This window comes from Thioalkalivibrio sp. ALE16, from assembly GCF_000381305.1.
Classification (GTDB): Bacteria; Pseudomonadota; Gammaproteobacteria; order Ectothiorhodospirales; family Ectothiorhodospiraceae; genus Thioalkalivibrio.
The window spans coordinates 1-20,806 of sequence record NZ_KB906380.1; the positions used below are offsets into that span (position 1 = coordinate 1).

Annotated in this window: 23 protein-coding genes and 1 CRISPR repeat array; of the genes, 15 read left to right on the top strand and 8 right to left on the bottom strand. The window is 64.3% G+C overall.

Features of this window, described 5'->3' with window-relative positions:
• The coding region (gene tnpA, locus F627_RS15930; protein WP_019584527.1) for an IS200/IS605 family transposase at nucleotides 1-165 on the bottom strand (165 nt) is incomplete at its 3' end.
• 167 nt (nucleotides 166-332) lie between these two features.
• On the opposite strand from tnpA, the gene F627_RS0114945 reads away from it, so the two are divergent.
• The 9 genes from F627_RS0114945 to F627_RS0114985 all read left to right on the top strand — a co-directional run bounded on the left by F627_RS0114945 (nucleotide 333) and on the right by F627_RS0114985 (nucleotide 7,216).
• Nucleotides 333-944 carry a hypothetical protein gene (locus tag F627_RS0114945; RefSeq protein WP_019584528.1) on the top strand — a complete coding sequence of 204 codons (612 nt, stop codon included), beginning with the start codon at nucleotides 333-335 and terminating at the stop codon, nucleotides 942-944.
• A 208-nt stretch (nucleotides 945-1,152) separates the two neighbouring features.
• Nucleotides 1,153-1,974, top strand: a complete 822-nt coding sequence (locus tag F627_RS16070) for a hypothetical protein (RefSeq protein WP_019584529.1) — start codon at nucleotides 1,153-1,155, stop codon at nucleotides 1,972-1,974.
• A gap of 139 nt (nucleotides 1,975-2,113) precedes the next feature.
• A complete protein-coding gene (locus tag F627_RS0114955) occupies nucleotides 2,114-2,437 on the top strand; it encodes a hypothetical protein (protein WP_042835304.1) in 324 nt (107 codons plus the stop codon).
• Between the two features lie 127 nt (nucleotides 2,438-2,564).
• Nucleotides 2,565-2,879: a hypothetical protein gene (locus F627_RS0114960; protein ID WP_019584531.1), complete on the top strand. Its 315-nt coding sequence runs from the start codon at nucleotides 2,565-2,567 to the stop codon at nucleotides 2,877-2,879.
• Between the two features lie 13 nt (nucleotides 2,880-2,892).
• The gene (locus F627_RS0114965) at nucleotides 2,893-3,387 is read left to right on the top strand and encodes a hypothetical protein (RefSeq protein WP_019584532.1); all 495 of its coding nucleotides are present in this window, start codon (nucleotides 2,893-2,895) and stop codon (nucleotides 3,385-3,387) included.
• A gap of 86 nt (nucleotides 3,388-3,473) precedes the next feature.
• Nucleotides 3,474-4,205, top strand: a complete 732-nt coding sequence (locus F627_RS0114970) for a hypothetical protein (RefSeq protein ID WP_019584533.1) — start codon at nucleotides 3,474-3,476, stop codon at nucleotides 4,203-4,205.
• On the top strand, nucleotides 4,192-4,446 hold the full coding sequence (locus F627_RS0114975; protein WP_019584534.1) for a hypothetical protein: 255 nt from the start codon (nucleotides 4,192-4,194) through the stop codon (nucleotides 4,444-4,446). The genes F627_RS0114970 and F627_RS0114975 overlap by 14 nt, the downstream gene beginning before the upstream one ends.
• Before the next feature lie 88 nt (nucleotides 4,447-4,534).
• On the top strand, nucleotides 4,535-5,017 hold the full coding sequence (locus F627_RS0114980) for a hypothetical protein (RefSeq protein WP_019584535.1): 483 nt from the start codon (nucleotides 4,535-4,537) through the stop codon (nucleotides 5,015-5,017).
• An 84-nt stretch (nucleotides 5,018-5,101) separates the two neighbouring features.
• Nucleotides 5,102-7,216, top strand: coding sequence for an ATP-dependent helicase (locus tag F627_RS0114985; RefSeq protein ID WP_019584536.1), 2,115 nt, complete (start codon nucleotides 5,102-5,104; stop codon nucleotides 7,214-7,216).
• 1,340 nt (nucleotides 7,217-8,556) lie between these two features.
• On the opposite strand, the gene csf3 is transcribed toward F627_RS0114985, so the two are convergent.
• From csf3 to F627_RS0115005, 4 genes are read right to left on the bottom strand one after another with little or no spacing between them, the layout of a single operon-like run.
• On the bottom strand, nucleotides 8,557-9,231 hold the full coding sequence (gene csf3, locus F627_RS0114990; protein ID WP_155987151.1) for a type IV CRISPR-associated protein Csf3: 675 nt from the start codon (nucleotides 9,229-9,231) through the stop codon (nucleotides 8,557-8,559).
• Nucleotides 9,213-10,262 (bottom strand): type IV CRISPR-associated protein Csf2, encoded by a 1,050-nt coding sequence (gene csf2 / locus F627_RS0114995; RefSeq protein WP_019584538.1) that lies wholly within the window; start codon nucleotides 10,260-10,262, stop codon nucleotides 9,213-9,215. Before csf2 ends, csf3 begins: the two co-directional genes overlap by 19 nt.
• A gap of 24 nt (nucleotides 10,263-10,286) precedes the next feature.
• Nucleotides 10,287-11,045, bottom strand: a complete 759-nt coding sequence (gene csf1 / locus F627_RS0115000) for a type IV CRISPR-associated protein Csf1 (protein ID WP_231370169.1) — start codon at nucleotides 11,043-11,045, stop codon at nucleotides 10,287-10,289.
• Nucleotides 11,042-11,743, bottom strand: a complete 702-nt coding sequence (locus F627_RS0115005) for a hypothetical protein (protein ID WP_019584540.1) — start codon at nucleotides 11,741-11,743, stop codon at nucleotides 11,042-11,044. Before F627_RS0115005 ends, csf1 begins: the two co-directional genes overlap by 4 nt.
• A gap of 90 nt (nucleotides 11,744-11,833) precedes the next feature.
• Between F627_RS0115005 and F627_RS0115010 the strand changes: the two genes are divergently transcribed.
• The 6 genes from F627_RS0115010 to F627_RS17255 all read left to right on the top strand — a co-directional run bounded on the left by F627_RS0115010 (nucleotide 11,834) and on the right by F627_RS17255 (nucleotide 19,827).
• Nucleotides 11,834-14,146 (top strand): helicase C-terminal domain-containing protein, encoded by a 2,313-nt coding sequence (locus tag F627_RS0115010; protein ID WP_019584541.1) that lies wholly within the window; start codon nucleotides 11,834-11,836, stop codon nucleotides 14,144-14,146.
• 49 nt (nucleotides 14,147-14,195) lie between these two features.
• Entirely contained in the window at nucleotides 14,196-16,166 is a 1,971-nt protein-coding gene (locus F627_RS0115015) for a BRCT domain-containing protein (RefSeq protein ID WP_019584542.1), read from the top strand.
• Nucleotides 16,163-16,528: a hypothetical protein gene (locus tag F627_RS0115020; protein WP_019584543.1), complete on the top strand. Its 366-nt coding sequence runs from the start codon at nucleotides 16,163-16,165 to the stop codon at nucleotides 16,526-16,528. Before F627_RS0115015 ends, F627_RS0115020 begins: the two co-directional genes overlap by 4 nt.
• A 193-nt stretch (nucleotides 16,529-16,721) precedes the next feature.
• Nucleotides 16,722-17,108: a CRISPR direct-repeat array (repeat unit 24 nt; unit sequence GTGGAAAGCACGTTCCTCCGGGGG).
• A gap of 153 nt (nucleotides 17,109-17,261) precedes the next feature.
• Complete coding sequence (locus F627_RS0115025; protein ID WP_019584544.1) at nucleotides 17,262-17,651, top strand: hypothetical protein; 390 nt, start codon at nucleotides 17,262-17,264, stop codon at nucleotides 17,649-17,651.
• A 26-nt stretch (nucleotides 17,652-17,677) separates the two neighbouring features.
• Nucleotides 17,678-18,985, top strand: coding sequence for a site-specific DNA-methyltransferase (locus tag F627_RS0115030; RefSeq protein ID WP_019584545.1), 1,308 nt, complete (start codon nucleotides 17,678-17,680; stop codon nucleotides 18,983-18,985).
• A 101-nt stretch (nucleotides 18,986-19,086) separates the two neighbouring features.
• A complete protein-coding gene (locus F627_RS17255) occupies nucleotides 19,087-19,827 on the top strand; it encodes a hypothetical protein (protein WP_019584546.1) in 741 nt (246 codons plus the stop codon).
• Between the two features lie 26 nt (nucleotides 19,828-19,853).
• Here F627_RS17255 and F627_RS0115040 read toward each other — a convergent pair whose 3' ends face one another.
• The 3 genes from F627_RS0115040 to F627_RS17260 all read right to left on the bottom strand — a co-directional run.
• Complete coding sequence (locus tag F627_RS0115040) at nucleotides 19,854-20,165, bottom strand: hypothetical protein (protein ID WP_019584547.1); 312 nt, start codon at nucleotides 20,163-20,165, stop codon at nucleotides 19,854-19,856.
• Nucleotides 20,166-20,195: 30 nt separating this feature from the next.
• Nucleotides 20,196-20,426: a hypothetical protein gene (locus F627_RS0115045; protein WP_019584548.1), complete on the bottom strand. Its 231-nt coding sequence runs from the start codon at nucleotides 20,424-20,426 to the stop codon at nucleotides 20,196-20,198.
• Nucleotides 20,427-20,567: 141 nt separating this feature from the next.
• The coding region (locus tag F627_RS17260) for a hypothetical protein (RefSeq protein ID WP_231370170.1) at nucleotides 20,568-20,806 on the bottom strand (239 nt) is incomplete at its 5' end.

The window sequence follows — 20,806 nt, forward strand, 5'->3', positions numbered from 1 at the left end:
TTCCATCTCGATGATCTCGACATCGTTCTCCGAAGCTACGTCGCGGGCAATGACCTTCAGCCGATCGCTCACCTCGCCGACCAGCACTTTCCGCCGATACTTCGGACAGAAAATGACATGGTACTGGCAGGCAAACACCACGTTGCGGTTGGATCGATACTCCATGGATGCGTATTATCCAGAGTCATACCGATTAGCACAACCCGCGTACGAAAAACCGGCGCTATCCCTCCCCATGGCTAAAGCCAGGGGCTTCTCGCGCCTATTTGGTGATCCGCTAGTCTGAACCCCGAATCAAGGCAAACCGCCTTGGACGCCAGACGGAGAGAATGATGAACAAGACTGCCACCATCAATTTGGAAAAGAATCTGGAAGACGCTCTCACGGTATTTGTGGAGCAGGTGCTGTCCGGCCAGCTTATTCAGGAGGTATGCGGGCCGCTGGCCCAGGCTCTTCCTCCCACGCCACCGGAGAATGCCTCCGAGGACGAGGATGGGGTCACGCTGGCCGCATGGCGCCTGGTTCAGGCGGTCGAGAGCAACGGGGATGTCTGTATCCCGTGGCGAGACCTGTTGGACGAGATGATCAAGTGGTATCGCCTGTCCGACCTGCTGAATCGTAATGCCGAGAAGCACCAGCAGTACCGCAACCGTGCCCAGGATGTTCTAAAGGAACTGCCGCAAGCGACCGGCTTCGCAACGGAAAGTGCGCTCGTGGTGGACTGCACGACGGCCACGGGCGAGAGCCTCGTGTACGTCCCCTTCACGGTATTTGCCGCACCCAACCAGGTAGACCAGGCCGCCAATGGCGATGTCTCCCTGAAGGCCGCGACCCGTGCAAAGCTGGTGGAAAAGGGGATCGAGGTCGAGGAGGTTTCGAGCATTATGGGCCCAGCGACGGCCGGCCAGTACGAGTTTGAGGCCTGGTTGAAGCTCGATGGATGATCCCTTCGCCGGGGTGGGCCAGCACCGGCCACCCCCGGTTGCTTCATCCGCGACGGCCCGGGTGGGTGGGGCTTGTCTCGGCCAAGCCCTTCGGCCGAAGAACTCGACAAGACATCGTGATCCGCTAGTGTGAACCCCGAATCAAGACGAACCGCTCGCGCCACCCCGAGCGGCGGACACCCGGCCCGGAGCCGGAAAGGAGCTTTACATGCAGAACCCAAATTCCCCGATCGAACGCCACCAGGAAGTCGTGGCCGTAGCCTGCCATAACGCCTCCGGTGAGGCGGATGTGTTTGTTGCCTCGGTCAAGGTGGACGCGACCGAGTACGCCGATGGCCTGCACTACGAGCGGGCCAAGGATCAGGCCCGCCAAGCTGGGTACGAGACTCCGATGGTCGCCTTCGACACGTCCGAGCTGCCCGCTCTCGTGAGCGGTTCCGATGAGGCTGTTTCCCAGGCCGCTCGACATAACGGCGAGGCGCCATTTTTCGATGCTTCGTTCGTTTGGCATGAGCATCGACACGGGGCCGATTCCCTTATGATTGTTTCTCGCCGGACGCCGATTGATGCTGAGGTCCTCGTCGCGAATGCCCCCCAGCATTTCGAGATCGACGGCGAGGATGAGTCCATCGAAATGGGGTCGATGCCGGATAGCCTGTATGCGTTGGTGGAGCGGCTTGTTCATCGCGCCGAGATCGGCCATTCCGATTCGATCAAGACGCTGGATCACCTGGAGCGCGTGGGGCTGGGTACCTCGTTGCAGCCTCTTGAAGTGGCTTTTGTTCAGCGATGGAACGAGGCGGATCCGGCAAATCGAATGAACGTCCGCAAGGGGCAATACGAGAAGCGCGGCGACATGGTCAGCCTGGAGGGTGCGCAAGTGATTACTCTCGAGTCGGGGGCTATCACCCTGGTTCGCATCCCTGTTGAGGGCGGTTCGTTCGAGTACGATGTCCTGATGGATGGTGAGACCATCGAAGTCGATGAGTATTACGACGACGCGCGGGCGAAGGCGGACTTGCCCGAATAGGTTCTTGTCGGCTGGGCCGGGGGGCAAAAGGTCGCCCGGCCCAGCCATTGGGGCCACAAGAAATCGACAGTCGCGCGCGGCCCGATACACTAGGGTCTCAATCAGACGGAACCGGCCCGAAGCCGGAAGGAGAATCGACATGACTTACACCGCAACATCCGGCCGCATGGTCCAGATCGCCGTGGACTGGTTTGATCCCGGACGACACCCTGATTTTGTTGAATGGGTTACCCGTCAAAACGGACAGGGTCTCGCGACATGGCTCCCGGCTGGCGAATACCCGGATCTGGGTGGGTACCCCGACGTGTTCGTGGGGGTCGACCCCTCGTTCTCGGGGGAAGGCACCGATTCCGGCATGCCCGATCCGTACTGGTCGGAGGTCGTCCAAGCGGCCCGTGATGGCGTCGGAGATACCAACGGTCTGCATGCGATCGTGTGGATTCGCCCGGACCCGGACCTGTAGTTCCCGACGTTGTTCGCACCCCTTTTGGCGGGCGTTCCCCGTCGCAAGAAATCGACAGGGCACCCGGTCCCGATAGACTGGGCATCTCATCAACGGAACCCGGCCCGAAGCCGGAAGGAGCAGCCCGATGAGCAACGCAGTCCTCAGCAGCACCCAGTCCGACACCATGTGGTTCGTGAACTATTCGGACACCAACCCCGGGCGGACGACCAGCGTGAAGCTATTTCCCTCGCTGGAGGATGCCCGAGCCTTCGCGCACGCCGTTCCGGAGCGGGGCGGTTACATCCTGATGATCGAGGGGGATAGCTCGGTGTTTTCGGTCGCGGAATCCTGCGAGTTCGTGGAGTTTTTCGGGAACTTTGATCCGAGCGCCCAGGAAGGGGCGCGGATTGAGGCGCTGGTGGGTAGTTCGCTCCAGAGCTTCCAGACGGTGGCGGCGTAACCCGGTGGATGGCATGACTCGTGCGCGCTATTACGCCGGAATCGGATCCCGCACGACCCCGATGGAGGTCCTGCCGGTGATGCGGGACGCCGCCCAGGCGCTGGCGGAGCGCGGCTACATCCTGCGCTCCGGCGGCGCTGTGGGAGCGGACAGCGCCTTCGAGGAGGGTGCCGATGCAGCGGGCGGCGGCAAGGAAATCTTCTATGCCGAGAGTTCGATTCCGACATGGGCATTCGACACTGTGGACCGCTACCACCCGGCACCCGGGCGCCTCACGGCGCGGGGGCGGCGTCTGATGGCGCGGAACGCCATGCAGATCATGGGCGAAGGCTGCGGAATCCCGGTGGCATTCGTGCTGTGCTGGACGCCCGGTGGAACCGGGAAGGGCGGTACCGGGCAGGCGCTGCGGATTGCCACGGACTACGGCATCCCGATCTTCGACCTGGCGCTGCCGGAGGTGATGGCGCGGGTGGACCGTTTTCTGGAGAGGGCGCGGCGCTCGGCTTGAGGACATGAAACTCGACGAATGCGCGGATCGCGCTACGATGGGCACTCTCATACGGAACCGGCCCGAAGCCGATCAGGAGACCTGTCATGGACCTCAAATCGTACGATTTCCCGTCGCTGCCGCAACTGGCTGACTACCTGAGCGCGACGCCCCTGTCGCACCGAAACCTTCACCTCTCCGATCGCAGCACCTATATCGGTGATGGACGCCTCGTGGGCAGCTTTGGCTTTGACGCCAGCCTGTATGCGATCACGCACGAGATGGCCCACGTCATCGACTTCTACCGCCGGGGTGAAATGGGTCGGTGCGGGGTCTTCGCCTTCGGGATGCGGTTCCCGGAAGTGGAGATCATGGGGCGCCCCATCGCACAACCCAAAACCACGCGCGGCCTTCGCCGCGAGCTGCGCACCACCGCGATTCAGGCCCACCTCTTGTTTGGGGTGCTGGAATGGCCCACGGACTTTCTGGACTTCATGCTTGATGCGGCGGATACCTTAGCGGTCGGTTCGATCGCCCAGGAAGACGCCATGCTGATCCCCGCGCGCCGGGGCATCACGCGGTTCTGGCGGTCCGAGAGCGATCGGCTTTGGCGCCTGCGTTCGCGCAGTCGGCCGCATTTTCGCAGCGAGGCGGAATCTCACGCGCTGCATCAGTCGGTGGCTACCTACCGCCAGGATCGCCTCGAGTATGCGTTGAAGTTCATGGTCCGTGACTACCTGAACGACGCACCGGAGCGCGTGCTGGCGGACTATCGGGCCGCCATGGAAGATCCGCTGTTCAAGCAGGTTAGGCGGGAGGTCTCGCATGCCGCGGCCTGAGTCCTTCGAGAGCTGGCTGGTGGAGGAGGCCGGGTACCTGCGGGTGCGGGCGCTCCCGGATGGCAGCTATGCGGGGCTGGTCCCTCTGCTGTACACGGTGGGGCTGTGCCTTGGGGTTCAGGAGGGCGGATACACCCATCGATACTGCTATGAGGACCCGGCGCTGGCGCAGAAAGCCTTGGACGCACTGGAGTCGTCCGATGCCGAGCCACTGGATGGATGGGTCGCCCGGCGGGGATGATCTCGCCCCGAAAATCGACAGATCCGCCCGATCCGCTACGCTGTACCCTCAATCAACGGAACCGGCCCGAAGCCGGAAGGAGCACTCTATGAGCGCAAACATGATCGGATACATCCTCGTCGGCCCGGAACACCCGCGCGAGGCGGCCTCCTTCGATACCTACGAAATGGAGGCTATGCGTGAGTTGGTCGATAGCATTCGGACCAATGTGCTGGAGTTCGAGCAGAACCCGGAGTCGGAGCTGACGGAGGATGACTTCCCCGACGAGTGGCACAACCTGGTGGAAGATGCCTCCGAGTGTGAGGGTTCTTTCGGGGGCCTGATCCCGGATCTGTTCCGGCAGGCGTCCGAGCCGACCGACCAGAACATCCGTGACGAGCTGGATCGGGTGGCCGATCTTTGGCGCAGCGCCCGGATGGCCCCGGATTCCATGGTGCGTCCGCTTGATGGCAACACCGTCATCGTGGCGGCCGGTGAGATGTCCTACGGCGATGAACCGGACGGCCCGGGGTACGAGGCCATGCGTGCGGTGGACCAGCACCCGTTGATGTCCTTCCTGGGCATCCGGTAGTGCCCGGGTTTCGGCACGACGGCGGGCAGGCGCGTATCCTGTCCGTCGTTCAACACGACCCGAAGGACCGGGAGGCCATCGATCATGGATGATGTCGTACTCGACCCCCAGCAGGAGACCGCCGCGCAGATCGTGGAGGGGCCAGCACTGATTCTGGCGGGGGCGGGGGCGGGCAAGACCGCGACCCTGACCGAGCGCACCGCGCGCATGCTGGAAAGCGGCCACCACCCCGAAAACCTCCTGATGCTGACCTTCTCGCGTAAGGCGGCGCGGGAGATGTACGCCCGCCTGCGGGACCGGCTGGACACCCAGGACCGCAAGGCCCTGCCGACCATCGAGAACTTCCACTCCTTCGGCTGGAAGCTGCTCCAGTCGAATCCCTCGCGCTGCCAGCGCAAGTCGGGCGTAAGCCTGATGGACGCCAACGACCAGAAAAAGGAGATCCGGCGGCTGCACAAGGAGCTGGCGGACGATGCGTTCCGCGAGGACGTGCCGGTCAAGAAGCTGATGACGGTCCACGATGTACTGTCGAACGAGGGCATCATCCTTGGGGATCAGTACGCCCGCACAGGGGACGAGAACCCCGGGCGTCGCCAGCGGATCATGGACCTGCTGACCATGCAGGGCATCCGGCGCACCCACTGGGCGCGGCTCAACGACATCCTGCGCCGGTACGAAGAGAACAAGCGCACCGCGAACACCGTGGACTTCGGGGATCTGGTCGCGCTCCCGGCGGCGGGTCTTGCGGCTCACCCGGAGTGGGCGGCCAAGCTGGAAGAGCGCTTCACGCACATCGCCGTGGACGAGGCCCAGGACACCAACCGCATCCAGTACGCGATGCTGCGCCTGTTCTCTTCGCACAATAACGTGATGATGGTCGGGGATGACGACCAGTGCATCTACGAGTGGCGTGGGGCCGCTCCGAGCAACCTGCGTACCTTCCGTGACGAGACACAGGCCGCGGTCGTCCGGCTGGAGCGCAACTACCGCTCCACGCCCAGCATCGTCTCGGCCGCGGCGCAGCACATTGCCTGCAACCAGACCCGGATCGAGAAAAGCCCCTACGCCGAAGGCCGCGCGGATGGTGAGGCCCCGGACGGGCAGCAGCACCCGGACGGCGTTGCGATGGCAAATGCGATCTCGCAGGACATCCGCGAGGCCATCGATGCCGGAATCTCCCCCAAGCGCATCGCGATCCTGTACCGCGTGAACAAGATCGCGCGGGTACTGGAACCGGCCCTGATCGCGCGCGGCATCCCGTATCACATCGCCCAGGGGATCGATGTCTTCCAGACCCCGGAGGCGCAGCTTCTGATGGGCGCGGTGCGGCTGGTGCAGAACCCGCAGGACTCGATGGCGGTGACCAAGCTCGCGCAGCTCGTGAAGGGTCTCGGGGAGCGTTCGCTGAACGACCTGATCGGGTACTCGGTGATCCATGACATCCCGATCCTCGAGGCTCGCCACCACGTCAAACTGAGCAAGCCGGCTTTTGCCGCGGCCGAGCGTCTGGCCCAGATGATCGACGGGCTGGCCGAGTGGCCGCCGCTGTATCTGGCCGAGTGGGCGCTGGATCCGGAGATGGGCGGTTTTCAGGACACGCTCAAGGAGCTGTCGAAGACGGCCGACAAGCCGAAGACGATGTACGAACGCCGCCTGACCACGATCATGTCGATCGAGGAAGCCATCCAGGGCCGGTTCGGTACGAGCGATCAGGGCAAGGTGGACGCCGAATACAGCCGGGCCGAGCAGTGGGAGATCGTGCAGGAGATGGCCTTGGCCGCGCCGGACGAGGAAGCCGAGCAGGATGCGGTGACGGTGGCTACGGTCTTCCGCGTGAAGGGCCTCGAGTACCACACGGTGCATATCGCCGGGATGTCGGATGGGCTGATGCCGATGCGGCGCAGCAGCGACAAGCCCTCCATGTTCGACGAAGACGAGGACGAAGCGGCACAGAACATCGAGGAAGAACGGCGCCTGTCCTACGTCGCCGCGACTCGGGCACGGGAGCGGCTGGTGGTGCATCACGCCGATCGGATCCACTGGGGCTACGACGAGGACTTCTTCACGCCTTCGGGCTTCGCGGACGAGATGGGGCTGACCTGGCGGGAAGTCGAACCGGTCGGTGACGCCGGGGCCGGGGTATCCGGCAGCCGGGAGATCGTCATGGAGGCGCTCCAGGAGGCGTCCGAGTCGGAATAGGACCGGGCGCTGGTGGCCGCTCTCGAGACATCGATTCGAGCTTCCGGCCAGCCGCTTCCAGGTCGGGGTCTTCATCTTCCCGCCCAATCCTCTGCATCTGCTTTGCCAGCAGGGAAGCAGCCGGGTCGCCCTTCGATTCGTTTTCGGTCCGTTGCTTCTCTTGCGTTTCCTCGCTGGACATCACCACCTCCCTTCTTCGCTTTTCGGCATCCTTGCCACGCCTGCGTTCAGGCGTGAATTCCAATGTTCGGACGGTGACCACTGATAATGATGGCGGTCCCGTGTTCGCTGCAACCATGCCCTCGTGAGCGTGATTAACATCCTTCGGAGCCACGGAGTGCGTGGTCACCTTGCCGACATCCAACCACCGATCCAGGTGTTCTTGGTCGGCATCACAGGTTCTCTCATCCTAACTGTCTTTCACGACCTCGTTCAGCCCGCTGCGTCACAGACACCAACTCCTAACAGACACCAACTCCTGAGAGCCGGTGATTTCCATGGTCTTGCCTGTTCCATCGGGCCCAGGTCGTGCATGTTGTAGCCGCCACCCCGCGGGTGGCGCTTTCCACTACGAAGCATCGAAAGCCCCAACGCCTTCTTCGGTTCTCTAGCCACGACCCCGCAGGGGCGTACTTTCCACGTATTCCTGATCTTCGATCGGCGCCCCAAACATGCTAGTTCCAACCACGCCCCCGCAGGGGCGTACTTTCCATGCGCCAGTCGATGGCATTGGCTTCACACCAACCGAAGTTCCAACCACGCCCCCGCAGGAGCGTACTTTCCACACCTCAACGTTGTCCCCAACCTCGCCTCTGAGACGCAGTTCCAACCACGCCCCAGCAGGGGCGTACTTTCCACACGGCCGTTTCCATCGGCCTGCTGTGCTCCGCGCATCATTCCAACCACGCCCCAGCAGGAGCGTACTTTCCACCGACCGGCTGCTGATGCAGATGCACGATGTCCGCGATGTTCCAACCACGCCCCCGCAGGGACGTGCTTTTCACTTTACGACGATGAAAACACCACCCGACCAACAAGGAGGGTTCCAACCACGCCCCAGCAGGAGCGTACTTTCCACGTTACCCCAGGTAACAAGCCCCAATGTGACGCTTCCGTTCCAACCACGCCCCAGCAGGAGCATACTTTCCACAGACCGCTCCACAAGCCCGCTCCCGCAAGGCCTGAATGCCCGTTTTGCGAGCGCTCCGGTTCGGATGAATCAAGAACCCCATCGATTGACCCTCGATGCTCCGGAAACCCGCACGGCAACGCCCGCGAGCGCTCCCCGGGTTTGAGGCCACCACCGGAGCGCTCGCAAGGCATCGGTGCACTGGCCTGCTTCAGAGCTGATCCGTGATCGGAGTCCAGATGAGTTGAACCCGATCCTGTCGCCAGTAGGGCGGAGACAGGGCCCCGGTCGAACGCAGGAACCCGCCGGGGTTGTCCGGCAAGGCCCGCTGGCCCCACTGGTTCTCGGCCTCTGGATCGGGCTCCACGGTCCACCCCGAGATCCGCCCGAAGCCCTGTCGGCGCCGAGATCCCAGGCCATGCACCATCCCCAGCAGCTCCTCGATGCGCTCCCGGTCTCCGATGCACCAGGCCGAAACCTCGCTGATCTGCCGATAGGTGCAGTCCAGGACGGCCCCCTTGTACATGCCGGTACCCGTGGCGATCGAGTCTACGCGACCTTCCCAGTGCTCGGCGTTACGCCCGTCGAGCAGGGCCGGTACGTCGGTTTTCTTCGTCTGCTGTCGGGTCTGGAGTGGGCTTTCGTAGCGCCGGAAGACCCAACTGGCCTTCCACACGCCCCGGTCCTTGTCGAACGCCAGCGGCAATGACTCCTGCGCCGCCAGCGGATCCTCCGCCCCCTCCATGCGGGCGCGCTCGACCATCGCCCAAGCCAGAATCCCATCGAGGGCGATCGGTCGCTCGGGCTCAACCATCAGCCCGTGCATCCGCCCGGTAATCCGCAGAGGTTCCATCGTTTTCGCCGCCATCACGCGGCCTTCGCCCATTCCTGGATCTCCGCCGCCGTCAGCGCGTCCGAGTTCGCGTAGGACGCCCAGGCGTCCAGACGCCCGGCCACGGCCGGGTTGTCGCGGTTGAGTCGGAGCTGCCCACCGTCGCGGGTGAACACCAGGCCCGCGTCCTCACCGTCACAGGACATGCGGATCGAGGACAGGTCGTAGCGACCGAAGCCCTTCACCTTCCATCCGCCCAGGTTCGGGAAGCGCTCGACGAAGCGCTCCAGCGCCGCCAGCAAAAGCCCATCCTGCGCTTCGCTGCTGCTGGTGGTGGTCCCGATCCGGAACGAGAATGGCATCCCCGCCAGCACGATCTCCGTGGCGTTCCAGCCCTGGACCCGATCCCCGCGCTCCTCATCGCCGTTGCTACGGGTGCGCTGGCTATCGAGCCATTCCTGAGCGGCCGTCTCGTAGTCCTCGATCCGTTCGGCGGCCTTCGGGTCGGAGAACTGGAGGATGTCGTCCATACGGCGGAAGTAGATCACCTGCGTCAGCGGCAGGCGCTTTTCCCGTCCCATCGGATCCACCACGGCATCCTCGCAGGCCGCCGGCACATCGATGCTTGCGACCGTTTCGGGCACCAGGGCCCAAGCGGTATCGGTGAGAAAGCGGGACTCGACCATTTCGGGGCCGCCGCCGAACAAGCCGATGAACGGGTGTTCGCGGCGCTGGTGCAGCGCGCTCAGGCTGACCGAACTACCCTTGTCCGGGCGACCGTCCGCGGTCCCGGCGCAGACCGTGTGGTAGGCCGGCAGGGTCAGCTTCTCGCCCTTGGCCTTCAGCGCTTCCATCAGGATATCGGCGGCGGCGCGGCGGATGCGCCCCCGGATCGAGTTGCTCGGGATGACCGGGACCCGGCGGGTATGGGTCTCCCCGGAATCCGGGTCACGGCTCACGACCGTCAGTGTTTGCGTGCCGGTGACCGGCATCGTGGAATTCCCGCTCTCGATACGCCGATCCTGGCTGGCATCGGTGATGTGCAGCGGGCTGGTGGTGTACAGCGTTCCTTCGAGTTGAATCATCTCAAGTTCCTTCTTCAGTGGTTTTCAGTCTTTCGGTGGGTTCAGGCGATCGAACTTGAACCGGGGTGGCTCGTCCGGTGCCTGGGTCAGGACGTATTGGGCGAACCACAGCTCGCCGGGTCCCAGTGCCTCATAGGCGCGCACCAGGTCCTCGGGAAGATCGGCGTACCACGCGCGCGGGCCATCGAATCCGCCCATCGAGGCCTGTTCGAGCTGCTGCCCCAGTCGGTAGAGCCGCTTGTCCGCGGCCGTTTTCGGAAACAGTGACTCCAGGCGCTCCTCGGTAGCCGCCTCGCGGTAGCGATCCAGTACCGGGCGCCGGACCAGGAGGGTGTCGCGACCAACACGCAGTTGCAGGACATCCGGTGACAGACTGACCGGCGCTTGCCAGATCAGGTGCTCCCGTTTACGGGTCGCGAGCGCGATCACCAGCGGCCCCTCAAAGTTCTGCTCGAACGCCCAGCGGATGTGCGCCTTGCGCGTCACCCGCCAGGCCTCGCCGGGTTCGCCCTCCGGTTGGTGTACCAATACCCCCTGCATCTGCGTCATCTGGGCGGCTTCGATAAAGGGGCCACACCAGCCACAGATCCAGTTTCCGACCCGGTCCAGGGTCGCGGGGCCATCGTTGAATGTCGCGCCGAACTTCTGCTCGAAGCGGGGTTCTCCGGCGGCCACAGGCCCACCACACAGACGGCAGGTACAGGCCTCGGACGCGGGCGCCCCGATCGGTTCGAGCCCGGTCGCCTCGGCGAGCATCCGCGAGGGGCTGGGTACCGCCCTCATGCCGCCACCTTCCGGTCCTGTGCCCGGCGCGGTTGCAGGATGCGCCCGAAGCCGCGGGCGGCGAGGGATCCCACATGCCACGGGCCCTTGATCTCAAGGGCGGCGTCCATCTCGATCTCGTTCGGACCCACTCCGACCATGCCCCCCGCAATGGGGGTCGCGAAGGTCTTTTCGCTGGGGCGGATGTCGTAGATCGCTTCCTCAATACCCTCCGGCAGCGGCCGGCCGAGCAAGGCGCATTGCGCCTCCAGCCCCGCCAGGATCTTGCGTCGGATCACCTCGGGGTCCGAGGACGCGCCGCGCTCGCGCTGGTGGCGCTCGGCGATCATGTGGTTCACCCGGAAGGTCACCGGGCGCGGAGCGACGCGCAGTTCGCAGTAGCCCGTGTGCGTGCGATCCGCCAGCGGTTGCCCCTTCGATTCACTGAGCAGGTGAGTGATCTTCCAGGTCTCGCGGCGCAGCATCGCAACCGCCTGCGGCCCGATAGCCGAGAGCACCAGTTGGGTCTGGTCGCCGTCGCCGGGTTTTGACGAAAACCGAAATGGCGAGAGCCCCTGAAGCGGCTTTCCATCGGGTCCGTAGTGGAAGATCGCCTGCGGGATCTGAAATTCGCCTTCATCGGGTACGAGTGAGGCGAGGATCCGGCGATAGGCAGCGGGCGGTTTGCCCGGCCAGAGCACGGTGTGTGCGAAGTACATTGGAACCTCCTTGTTGTCAGCGTTTCCTACCGTAGTCCAGAGTCTGTATGCTGTAAAGTAAACATGGTTTAGTTTATGAAGGATGCAAGGATGCAGATTCGCCTCAAGTACAGCCCCGAACGCCTCACCGACATCCCCGCCACCGGGCAGAGCCGCTTCTTTCGGGAGCGCCTTCACGCAGCGGCGCATACGGGCCGGCGCCGGCGGTTGCCGGCCGCGGGCCTTGAATCGATTTCCATCAATCTCGGGGCGCGGGATCTCGCCGTGCTGTCCGGTCTGCGCCAGGGGGATGAGCCGTGGTCCGAGGTCCTGAGTGAACTTCTGCACGGCCATCTGAATGCGCCCGGTGCGGAACCGCGTTCGAAGCGAACAGAGGCCGTGGATCGGGGGTCGGAGGGCCCGGACTGGATGCGCCCGGAGCAGGGGCTTTTCTATTCCCCGCTGACCGAAGGCTTGGCAGACAACAAGATTCTTCTGGCGGAGGCGGCCACCGGTACCGGCAAGGGCCGCGCAGTCGCGCAAGCGGTGGAGGATGCCCTGGCCGCCGGGCGCGAGCGGGTGGTGGTGTGTGGGCCCACGCTGGGCGTACTGGCGGCGCTGGCGCGGGAGTTTGAATCCTGCCCAGGGCTGAATCGCCCCATGCAGTTCTTTCTCGGCGCGGCCCAGTTCTTCCATGCGGGCCGCGCCCGCCAGCTCGCTTCCTTGATGCAGTCGGGTTCCGACCCGGAGATCCAGGCCTCGGGTTCGGCCCTGCTGCAATGGCTGAATGCGGGTGCCCCGGCAGGGCGAACCGACTCGACGGCCGCTTTCGCGTCGGTTGAAGGCCACCCTGTTTCCCACCTGACCGATGATCTCGTCACGCTGCTGCCGGATGGGTACGGGGTGGAGGAGCTGGAGCTGTCGGCGGATGAGATCGGCGACGACGCAGAAGGTGAAACCGATCCGGGGATTCGGGCGTCAATGACGGCACGGGATCTGGAGGGGGATGCGCCGATCGTGTTCTGTACGCACGCGATGTACGCGCTCCACGCTCGAATGATCGGCCTCGAACGCTACCTGTTGCCGCCTCACGAGGTCCTGGTGCTCGACGAGGCCCACCAGTTCGAGGAAAACGCCAACGCTGTCCTGTCCCCGACGGCTTCACTGGACCAGCTTCCGCGCCTTTTGCGCTCGCTCCCCGCGGCGCTGCTCAAAACGGCCAAGCGGGACATCGAGGCGGTCGAAGAGGTCCTGAAGGATCTGCACAACCGGTTTCCCGAGCGGGGCGGGGAAATCCTGCTGTTTCCGGGCGATGATCGCTATGCGGCCGTTCAGGTCCAGGCGGGTCGGCTGCACCAGGCTGTTGACGCCCTCATCGGGCGCGCGGAAAGGGCCCGCCAGCACACGGCCGATCCCGGTCTTCTCGCGTTGCTGAAGCGGACCCGCTCGATTCTCCGGGCGTCCCAGCGCGAACGCGCCCTGCTGCAACTGTCCTCCTCGCCGGTGCGCGGCTACCTGTCGCTGGCGGTGGGTGGTCAGGGACTGCGGCGCCTGTTCGAGCGCATGTGGTCGCAGATCGACGCGGCGGTGCTCATGTCGGCCACGCTCTATGTCCCGACACGGGATTCGCGGCGAGCCGACGTATCCGATACGCAGGGCTGGTATTCGGCGCGTCACCTCACTCAGGTTTTGGCGCTACCGCGTGAGCGCCTGCGCACCCTCAAGCCCGTACGCCCGGACTGGGTTCGGGGCAATGTGATCGCCCATATCGAGGACAACCCCGAGCGTCGACCGCCCAGCACGTCGGAAACGGACCCGGCAATCTACGCCGGACTGGTTCGGCAATGGCTGGACGCTACGGCACGGGATCTGGCGCGGATCACGGAGGGGGCGGAGCAGGGGACATTGGTCCTGCTGACGGCCTACCGGGACATCGAGGGCCTGTCCGAACGTCTGGCCGATACGCTGGGCGAGCGGCTGATCGTCCAGCGCCCCGGTGCGCGGCTGTCCTCCCTGCGTGAGGCCTTCGTCGCGTCGAGTCGAAACGGGGAGCGTCCGGTGTGGCTCGCCACCGGTGCCGCATGGACCGGGATCAACCTGACGTCGGAGGGTTTGAGTCAGGTGTCGGATCTGGTCATCGCCCGTTTGCCGGTGGGGCTCAACCGCTCCATTTCCCAAGCGGCGCGCAATCGGGGGCGGGCGAACTTCGAGTCCAAGGCGGCCGAGACCTACTGGCAGACCGCCCAGGGGATCGGGCGGATGGTCCGTTCAGAACAGGATACGGATCGGCACTTGTGGGTACTGGACCCGCGCGCCGTCATCGAGCCGCTCTATACCCCCGTTCGCTTGCTGCTGGAGTCGTACCGGGTGTCGGACGGACCCCGCGAGATCGGCAGAAATCGACAAGCGGGCGCACCCCGATAGACTGGTCATCCATTCATCGGAACCGGCCCGAAGCCGGCGGAGATCGACCATGAATCACGAACTGGCATTGGAGAGCACCGTCATGGATGACACTGTGGAGCTTCCCGCAGGCTTCAAACACCCCCGCGACTGCACTGTGGATGAGCTGGCGAGCGCCTGTGAGCGGCTGAACGCCGCCTACCGCGCCGGACAACCCCTGGTGCCGGATGCGGTCTACGACCACCTGTTCATCGCCACCCTGTCGGAGAAAGACCCGGAGCATCCGTTCCTCAAGGCGGTGGAGCCGGAAGGGGATGCCTTCGAGGGCGATACCGTCAAGCACGACAGCCCGATGCTCTCGACCGACAAGGCCTACACCGAGGACGAGCTTCGCCGCTTCCTTGGTCGGGTCGAGGCCGCCGCCGAGGCGCTGGGCATCCGCTCGGAAACCCTGACGTTCCGTATGACCCCGAAGCTGGATGGCATTGCCGGAATGCAGCGCCCGGATGGCCGTCTGGTCACGCGCGGCAACGGTTTTGCCGGAACCGACATCACCCACGCCTTTGAGCGCGGTCTGCGCACGCCGGACGGATCGATGGAACCGGGACCGGGCGAGCTGGTGCTGGAGGAGGTGTTCTTTCAGGACGAGATCGAGGCGGTTTACGACATGCCTCACCCGCGCAATTTCGTCGCGGGGTTTGTCGGGGCCGATACGGTGAAACCGCATCACCAGAAGGCGGTGGAGGCGCAGGCCGTCCTCTTCTTCCCCTATCGCCAGCTTCCCGCGTGGCAGGCGTCGGCGGCCGTGGTGATGGCGAGCTGGCAGGCACGCATGGAGGCGCTGCGTCAGGCCGTTCCGTACCGCACGGATGGGGTCGTGCTGGAGGTCACGGATGAGTCGGTGAAGGCCTACATGGGCTCCACGTCCCACCATCATCGCTGGCAGGTCGCGCTCAAGACCAAGGGCGAGGTCGCCCAAACCCGCGTGCGCGACATTCGCCTCCAGACCGGGCGCACCGGGCGCATTACCCCGGTCCTTGAAATCGAACCCGTTCTCCTGACCGGGGCGCGGATCTCGAACGTGACCGCCCACACTGCCGCCAATCTGGCCCAGCAGGGCCTTGGGGTCGGGGCCGAGATCGAGATCATCCGCTCGGGCGACGTGATCCCGAAGCTGGAGCGGGTGCTGGAGCCGGCGGACGAGCCGATGACCGTGACCCATTGCCCGTCCTGCGGGCATGAGGCCGAGGTCGATGGCGAGTACGCGGTGTGCCCGAATACCGTGGGCTGCCCGGCGCAGGCCGAGGCGCGCCTGCGGCACTTCTTCCACATTATGGGCAATGCCGATCTGTTCGGGCCGAAGACCGTCGAAGTGCTGGTGGATCACGGCCACACGGATCTGCGCGGATTGTTCGATCTGAACGCTGTGGCCTTTGTGGGCATGGGGTTCGGCCCCGGTCAGGCTTCCAATCTCGTGCGGGAACTGGCGCGATGCCTCCGAGAGGTTGTGCCGGACTGGCGGTTCCTGGCCGCACTGGGCCTTCGTCACCTCGGGCGCGGCGACTCGCGCAAGCTGCTGGCGGTCTACCCGCTGGAGCAGGTGACGGGGCTCACCGCCGAGGACATTGCCGCCGTCGAGGGTTTTGGTCCGATCACCTCCCGCGCGATCGCCGAACAGTTGCAGGAGCAGCGCGAGGGCATCGAGGCGATGATCCGTCTGGGCTTCAATCTGGAGCGCACGCCGCTGGCCGGGGAGGGCTCCGCGGCGGATGATGGCCCGCTGGCGGGCGAGGCGGTCGTGTTCACCGGCACCCTGACCAGCGGCACGCGCGGCGAACTGGAAGAGCAGGCACGCCGTCTCGGGGCCACCGTCCAGTCTTCGGTCAACAGCAAGACCACCATCCTCGTGTGCGGCGAGAAGGCCGGATCGAAGCGCAAGAAGGCCGAAGGCATCAACGAGAAGGCCGGGCGCGAACAGGTCCGAATCCTCGATGAGGCCGCATGGGTGGACCAAGTAACGGACAACGAGGTGAGCGCATGAGCGCGAAAGTGACCATGAGCGGCGCGGAGTTCAGGGCGTTCTATTCGGACCCGGAATACTGGCCGGACGGTGTCTGGCACGATGATGAGATCATCCTTCTCGACGGGGGCGAGCCCCTGAATCTGGATGATCTGGAGGCGCTTGATGCGAACGTCGCCGTGGAGATTCAGTGCGGCGAGGTTCGCCGGGATACGGAAGGGGAGGTTATAGCCCCTGTGATCGCTTCGCTTCCCGAGTACGCTCGGATGTGGCGGAAGCGGGATCAGGGCGAAACCCGTGTTATCCTTCAGGTGGCGGTGTCCGAAAAGAACCGGGAGGCGGTCGAGGAGGCCGTGAAGACGGCTGGCGGGGCGGTTCTTTAGCCGAATCTGGCGGTCCGCCGTTGCCTTGCGAGCGCTCCGGTGGTGGCCTCAAACCCGGGGAGCGCTCGCGGGCGTTGCCGTGCGGGTTTCCGAGGCATGGAGGGCCAATCGATGGAACACCGGGGCCACTGAGACCGAAGCGCTCGCAAAACGGGCCTTCAGGCCTTGTCGGGGCGGGCCCACGAGAGGGTCTGTGGAAAGCACGTTCCTCCGGGGGCGTGGTTGGAGCTGGTCGTCATTCATACATCACCATACCGTGTGATTGGTGGAAAGCACGTTCCTCCGGGGGCGTGGTTGGAGCGTCGAGGTTTGCGCATGCGATCGCTCAAGCCAGGGTGGTGGAAAGCACGTTCCTCCGGGGGCGTGGTTGGAGCAGCACCAGCCTTGACGGGCTAGATCCGCGAGGTGTCAGTGGAAAGCACGTTCCTCCGGGGGGCGTGGTTGGAACTCGGCGATATAGGCGATCCCGGGTGATTGATCGGAGTGGAAAGCACATCCCTGCGGGGGTGGGGTTGGAACTAAGATCCGCGGGCATATTTGAATCTGCGTCAGTATTGTGGGAAGCACGACCTTGCGGGGTCGTGGTTGTTCTGCACCTGCGGCCTTCGACTGGGTCGAGCAGAAGGCCAAAACTCGACACATCGGCGGCATTCGGTAGCCTATCCCTAAACACCCAACGGCCCGGTATATCGGGCTGCGGACACCCGGCCCGAAGCCGGGAAGGGATAGACTTATGGGCAGCCGCGACCTTCATCGCATTGCCACCGACCCGCAGGCGTACATGCGTTTTCACACCACAGGGGTGGTGCCGCGTCGGCGCCGGGTTCACTCGCCCCTGATCGACCTGTTGCGCCAGATCCCGCCGCAGATACGCGGACGGATGCAGGGCGTTCAACTGGATCGTTCCCTGGGGTATCGCTCCGGTATGCGGTTCCAGACGGCAGAACAGCTTCTGCGCTGGCTCGCGCCGCAGGATGAGATGTACGAAGACGATTCCTGGCCCGCCGAAAGCTATCGGGACCAGCGCTTCCAGCGCCGTCTCACGCTGGAGGACCTGCGTCCGTTCGTCGCGGCCTGGCCGGAATGGCTGGATTCGCGCGACGCCCAGCGCTACGTCCTCTAATCAGAATCCAAGGAAGGAGACCCAGGATGGCCCAGTCCGTCTCAAGCCCCGGCACCCGGGGTCCGCATACCCCATCGCAACTGGACCTGTTCGCAGCCACCGCGCAGGCGTACATGGATCAGTCCGGTGCAAGCAACACCGAGATCTATGAGGCGGTGGCCGATCGCCTTGGGATAGACCCCGGCGCGCATGTTGCCCCGGTGGGAGCGGATGGGGTGCGGTACAACCTGTTCCATCGCAACGTGCGCTGGGTCCAGCAGTCCTTGAAGAAGGATGGTCTGCTGGAGCGTGTTCCGGATGAACGCGGGATCTGGCGCCTGACCGGCAAGGGCCGATTCCGCCTGCAAGAGTGGCAGGCACCGGGCACAGGGCTTGTGGCCTTTTCGACCCGTCTGGGCGTTGCAATCCTGGGCGACTGCCGCGCGGTTTTCCGCCAGGTGGATGCCCCGATTGCCCTGTGCATCACCTCGCCGCCGTATCCGCTGGCCTCCCCACGGGCCTATGGCAACAAGTCCGGGGACGAGTACATCGACTTCATCTGCGAGGCGCTGGAGCCGATCGTGGCCTCGCTGAAGACCGGGGGCAGCCTCGTCCTGAACATCTCCAACGATATCTTCGAGCGTGGCTCGCCGGCCCGTTCGCTGTACCGCGAAAAGCTGGTACTGGCGCTGGCGGAGCGGCTGGGGCTGTTCAAGATGGACGAGATCATCTGGCACAACCGCCAGAAGGCCCCAGGCCCGACGCAATGGGCCTGCAAGACCCGCCAGCAGCTTACCGTCGCCTGGGAGCCCCTGTATTGGTTCACCAACGACCCTCAGCGGTGCGAATCGGATAACCGGCGCGTCCTTCAGCCCCATACGGAGCGTCATGCGCAGATGCTGGCGGAGGGCGGTGAACGCCGGGCGCGGGCCTCAAGCGACGGGGCCCATGCGGTGCGACCGGGCAGCAGCTATGTGAACGCAACACCAGGCCGAATCCCCGGTAATGTGTTCGAGGCCGGGCATACCTGCGCGGGCCGGAATCAGGTGCAACGCTATGCCAAGGCCCACGGGCTTCCACCGCACGGCGCGATGTTCCCCGAACGGCTGGTCGAGTTCTTCGTCGAGTTCCTGACCCAAGCCGATGAACTGGTGGTCGATCCGTTTTCCGGAGGCGGAACCGTGGCCGCGGTTGCAGAGCGACTGGGGCGGGAGTGGATTGCGACGGACCTGATGCTCGAGTACATGCAGGCCGCCGGCGCCGCCCGGTTCTGCCCCGATGACGCCTGGTTCAACCCGGCGCTTTGGCATCGCGAGTCGGATGCGCTGCGCCCGCGACAACTGGCCGCGGCGTGATCGAAAGCGCGTATCTCTAAAAGTCGACGGGGAAGGTCACGCTGGTACATTCTCCCTGAACTCAACCGGACGCGGCCCGAAGCCGCCCACAGGAGAGCACTATGAGTCAAAAAACCGAATCGCCGCGTGTCACTTTTAAGGACGAGGGCACCAGCCGCGAGTGCACCCGATACGATCATCCCGCCTACGGGGCCGTTACGGTCTCCCGGCGCCAGGGCCAATCTCGACTGTTCGGGTCTTCGCTGAACCATCAGCAGACCATTGCCTTATCGATCAGCCGGGCCCATCTGGACCGCCAGCTTTCGAGCGACTTCATCTACCCCGAGCATCGCGAACTGATCGAGATCGAGATGTCCGAAACCCAGTGGGCCAAGGTCGTGGCGAGCGTTGGCCTCGGGTCTGGCACTCCGGTCACGCTGCGACGGGTTCCGGATACGGATAACCCGGCAAAACTGGTTCCCGGTATCGCCGATGACGAGCATCCGGATAGTCTGCACAAGAAGGAACTGAAGGAGGGTACCGAGAAGGCGCTTCGGGAGACGAGGGAAGCCCTGGAAGAGCTGGAGGCGCTGGCCTCGGCACCCGGATCGGTTCCCAAGGGCAAGCTGAAGGCCGCTGTTCGTTCGATGAAAATCCGGCTCGAGAATGCGCCGTCGAACGTGGCGCATGTCCACAGTCAGTTCGTCGAGGCCATGGAGTCCGCCAAGGAATCCGCGAAGACCGAGGTGGAGGGCTACATCCACGGCCTGAGCCTGCAAACCGGTCTCGAATCCCTGCGGGAGCAGGGGCCGCGGTTGCTGGAAAAACCGGACCGCGGGCCGGAAGACGACCAAGGTTCCTAACCCCGGCCGCTGGCCGGGGCTGCGATTCAAAATCCCATGGGGTCGTGGGCGTCGGTCCAGCTTTGCGGCCCTGGCATCTTCCCCGATGGCTCCCACCCCAGGCGCCTGAGCAGCTCGGTCGCCTGGTGATCCGGATTCTCCGGTAGCGCCTCAGCCTCTGACGCTTTCAGCTCAACCGCGCCGCCCGGTGCGGGTGTCAGGCTGTCCGCCCAGATCACCCGGGCGCGAAGACCGCCTCCTTCCAGACTCATGCGCTCGACGCGCAAGAGCACGGCAGGCTGCCCGTTGCGTGCGCACTGGATGGCGCGGGCAGTAATGGTTCGGTTCTGGATCGGCATACACCCTCCCTGGTGTTCAAGTTTTCAGTGTCAGTTGCGGTCTGGGTTAGCCCCGGATTTGCACTCCTCTCGGGGGGCGCACTTCCGCCCCCGCTCCTCGATCAGTTCGAGCATTCCGACTTCGCCACCCTTTCGGTGCGCATCTTCCAGCTCAGCTTCGGAAACAAGATCGCTCACGTTGCATGCTTGCGCGCGATCGTTGGGTCGAAACGTCCCTTTCAGCATTTTCTTCGGCGTCAGGCCGAACACCGCGTCATCCATGTCGCTTTTGAACCTTGTATTCGTGCTGCTCCACTGTGCCACGTCCGCTGGTTATTTCCCATCGTGCATTGCTCTGGTGCATCCATCTTCTTCTGCGCACTACCGCGGCGCGTTACGCACCCCGATGGTGCGTGTTTTGCTTTATTTTTGTGCCATAAATGGTTTTTGGTTCGGTTGTTTTTTTCCGTAACCTGTTTCCAGGGTAATAGGGCGCACCGTTTTCAAGGAGAGAACAGCCATGATGAATTCAACTCGTTGGTCTACCGGGGCGGCTACGCTCGCAGTTTCGATGGCCTTGATGGGAACCGCGGTGGGCGATGACCGCCATGGCTTTTCCATCGAGGAGACGATGCAGAAACACCAGGCGATGGATCGGGAGC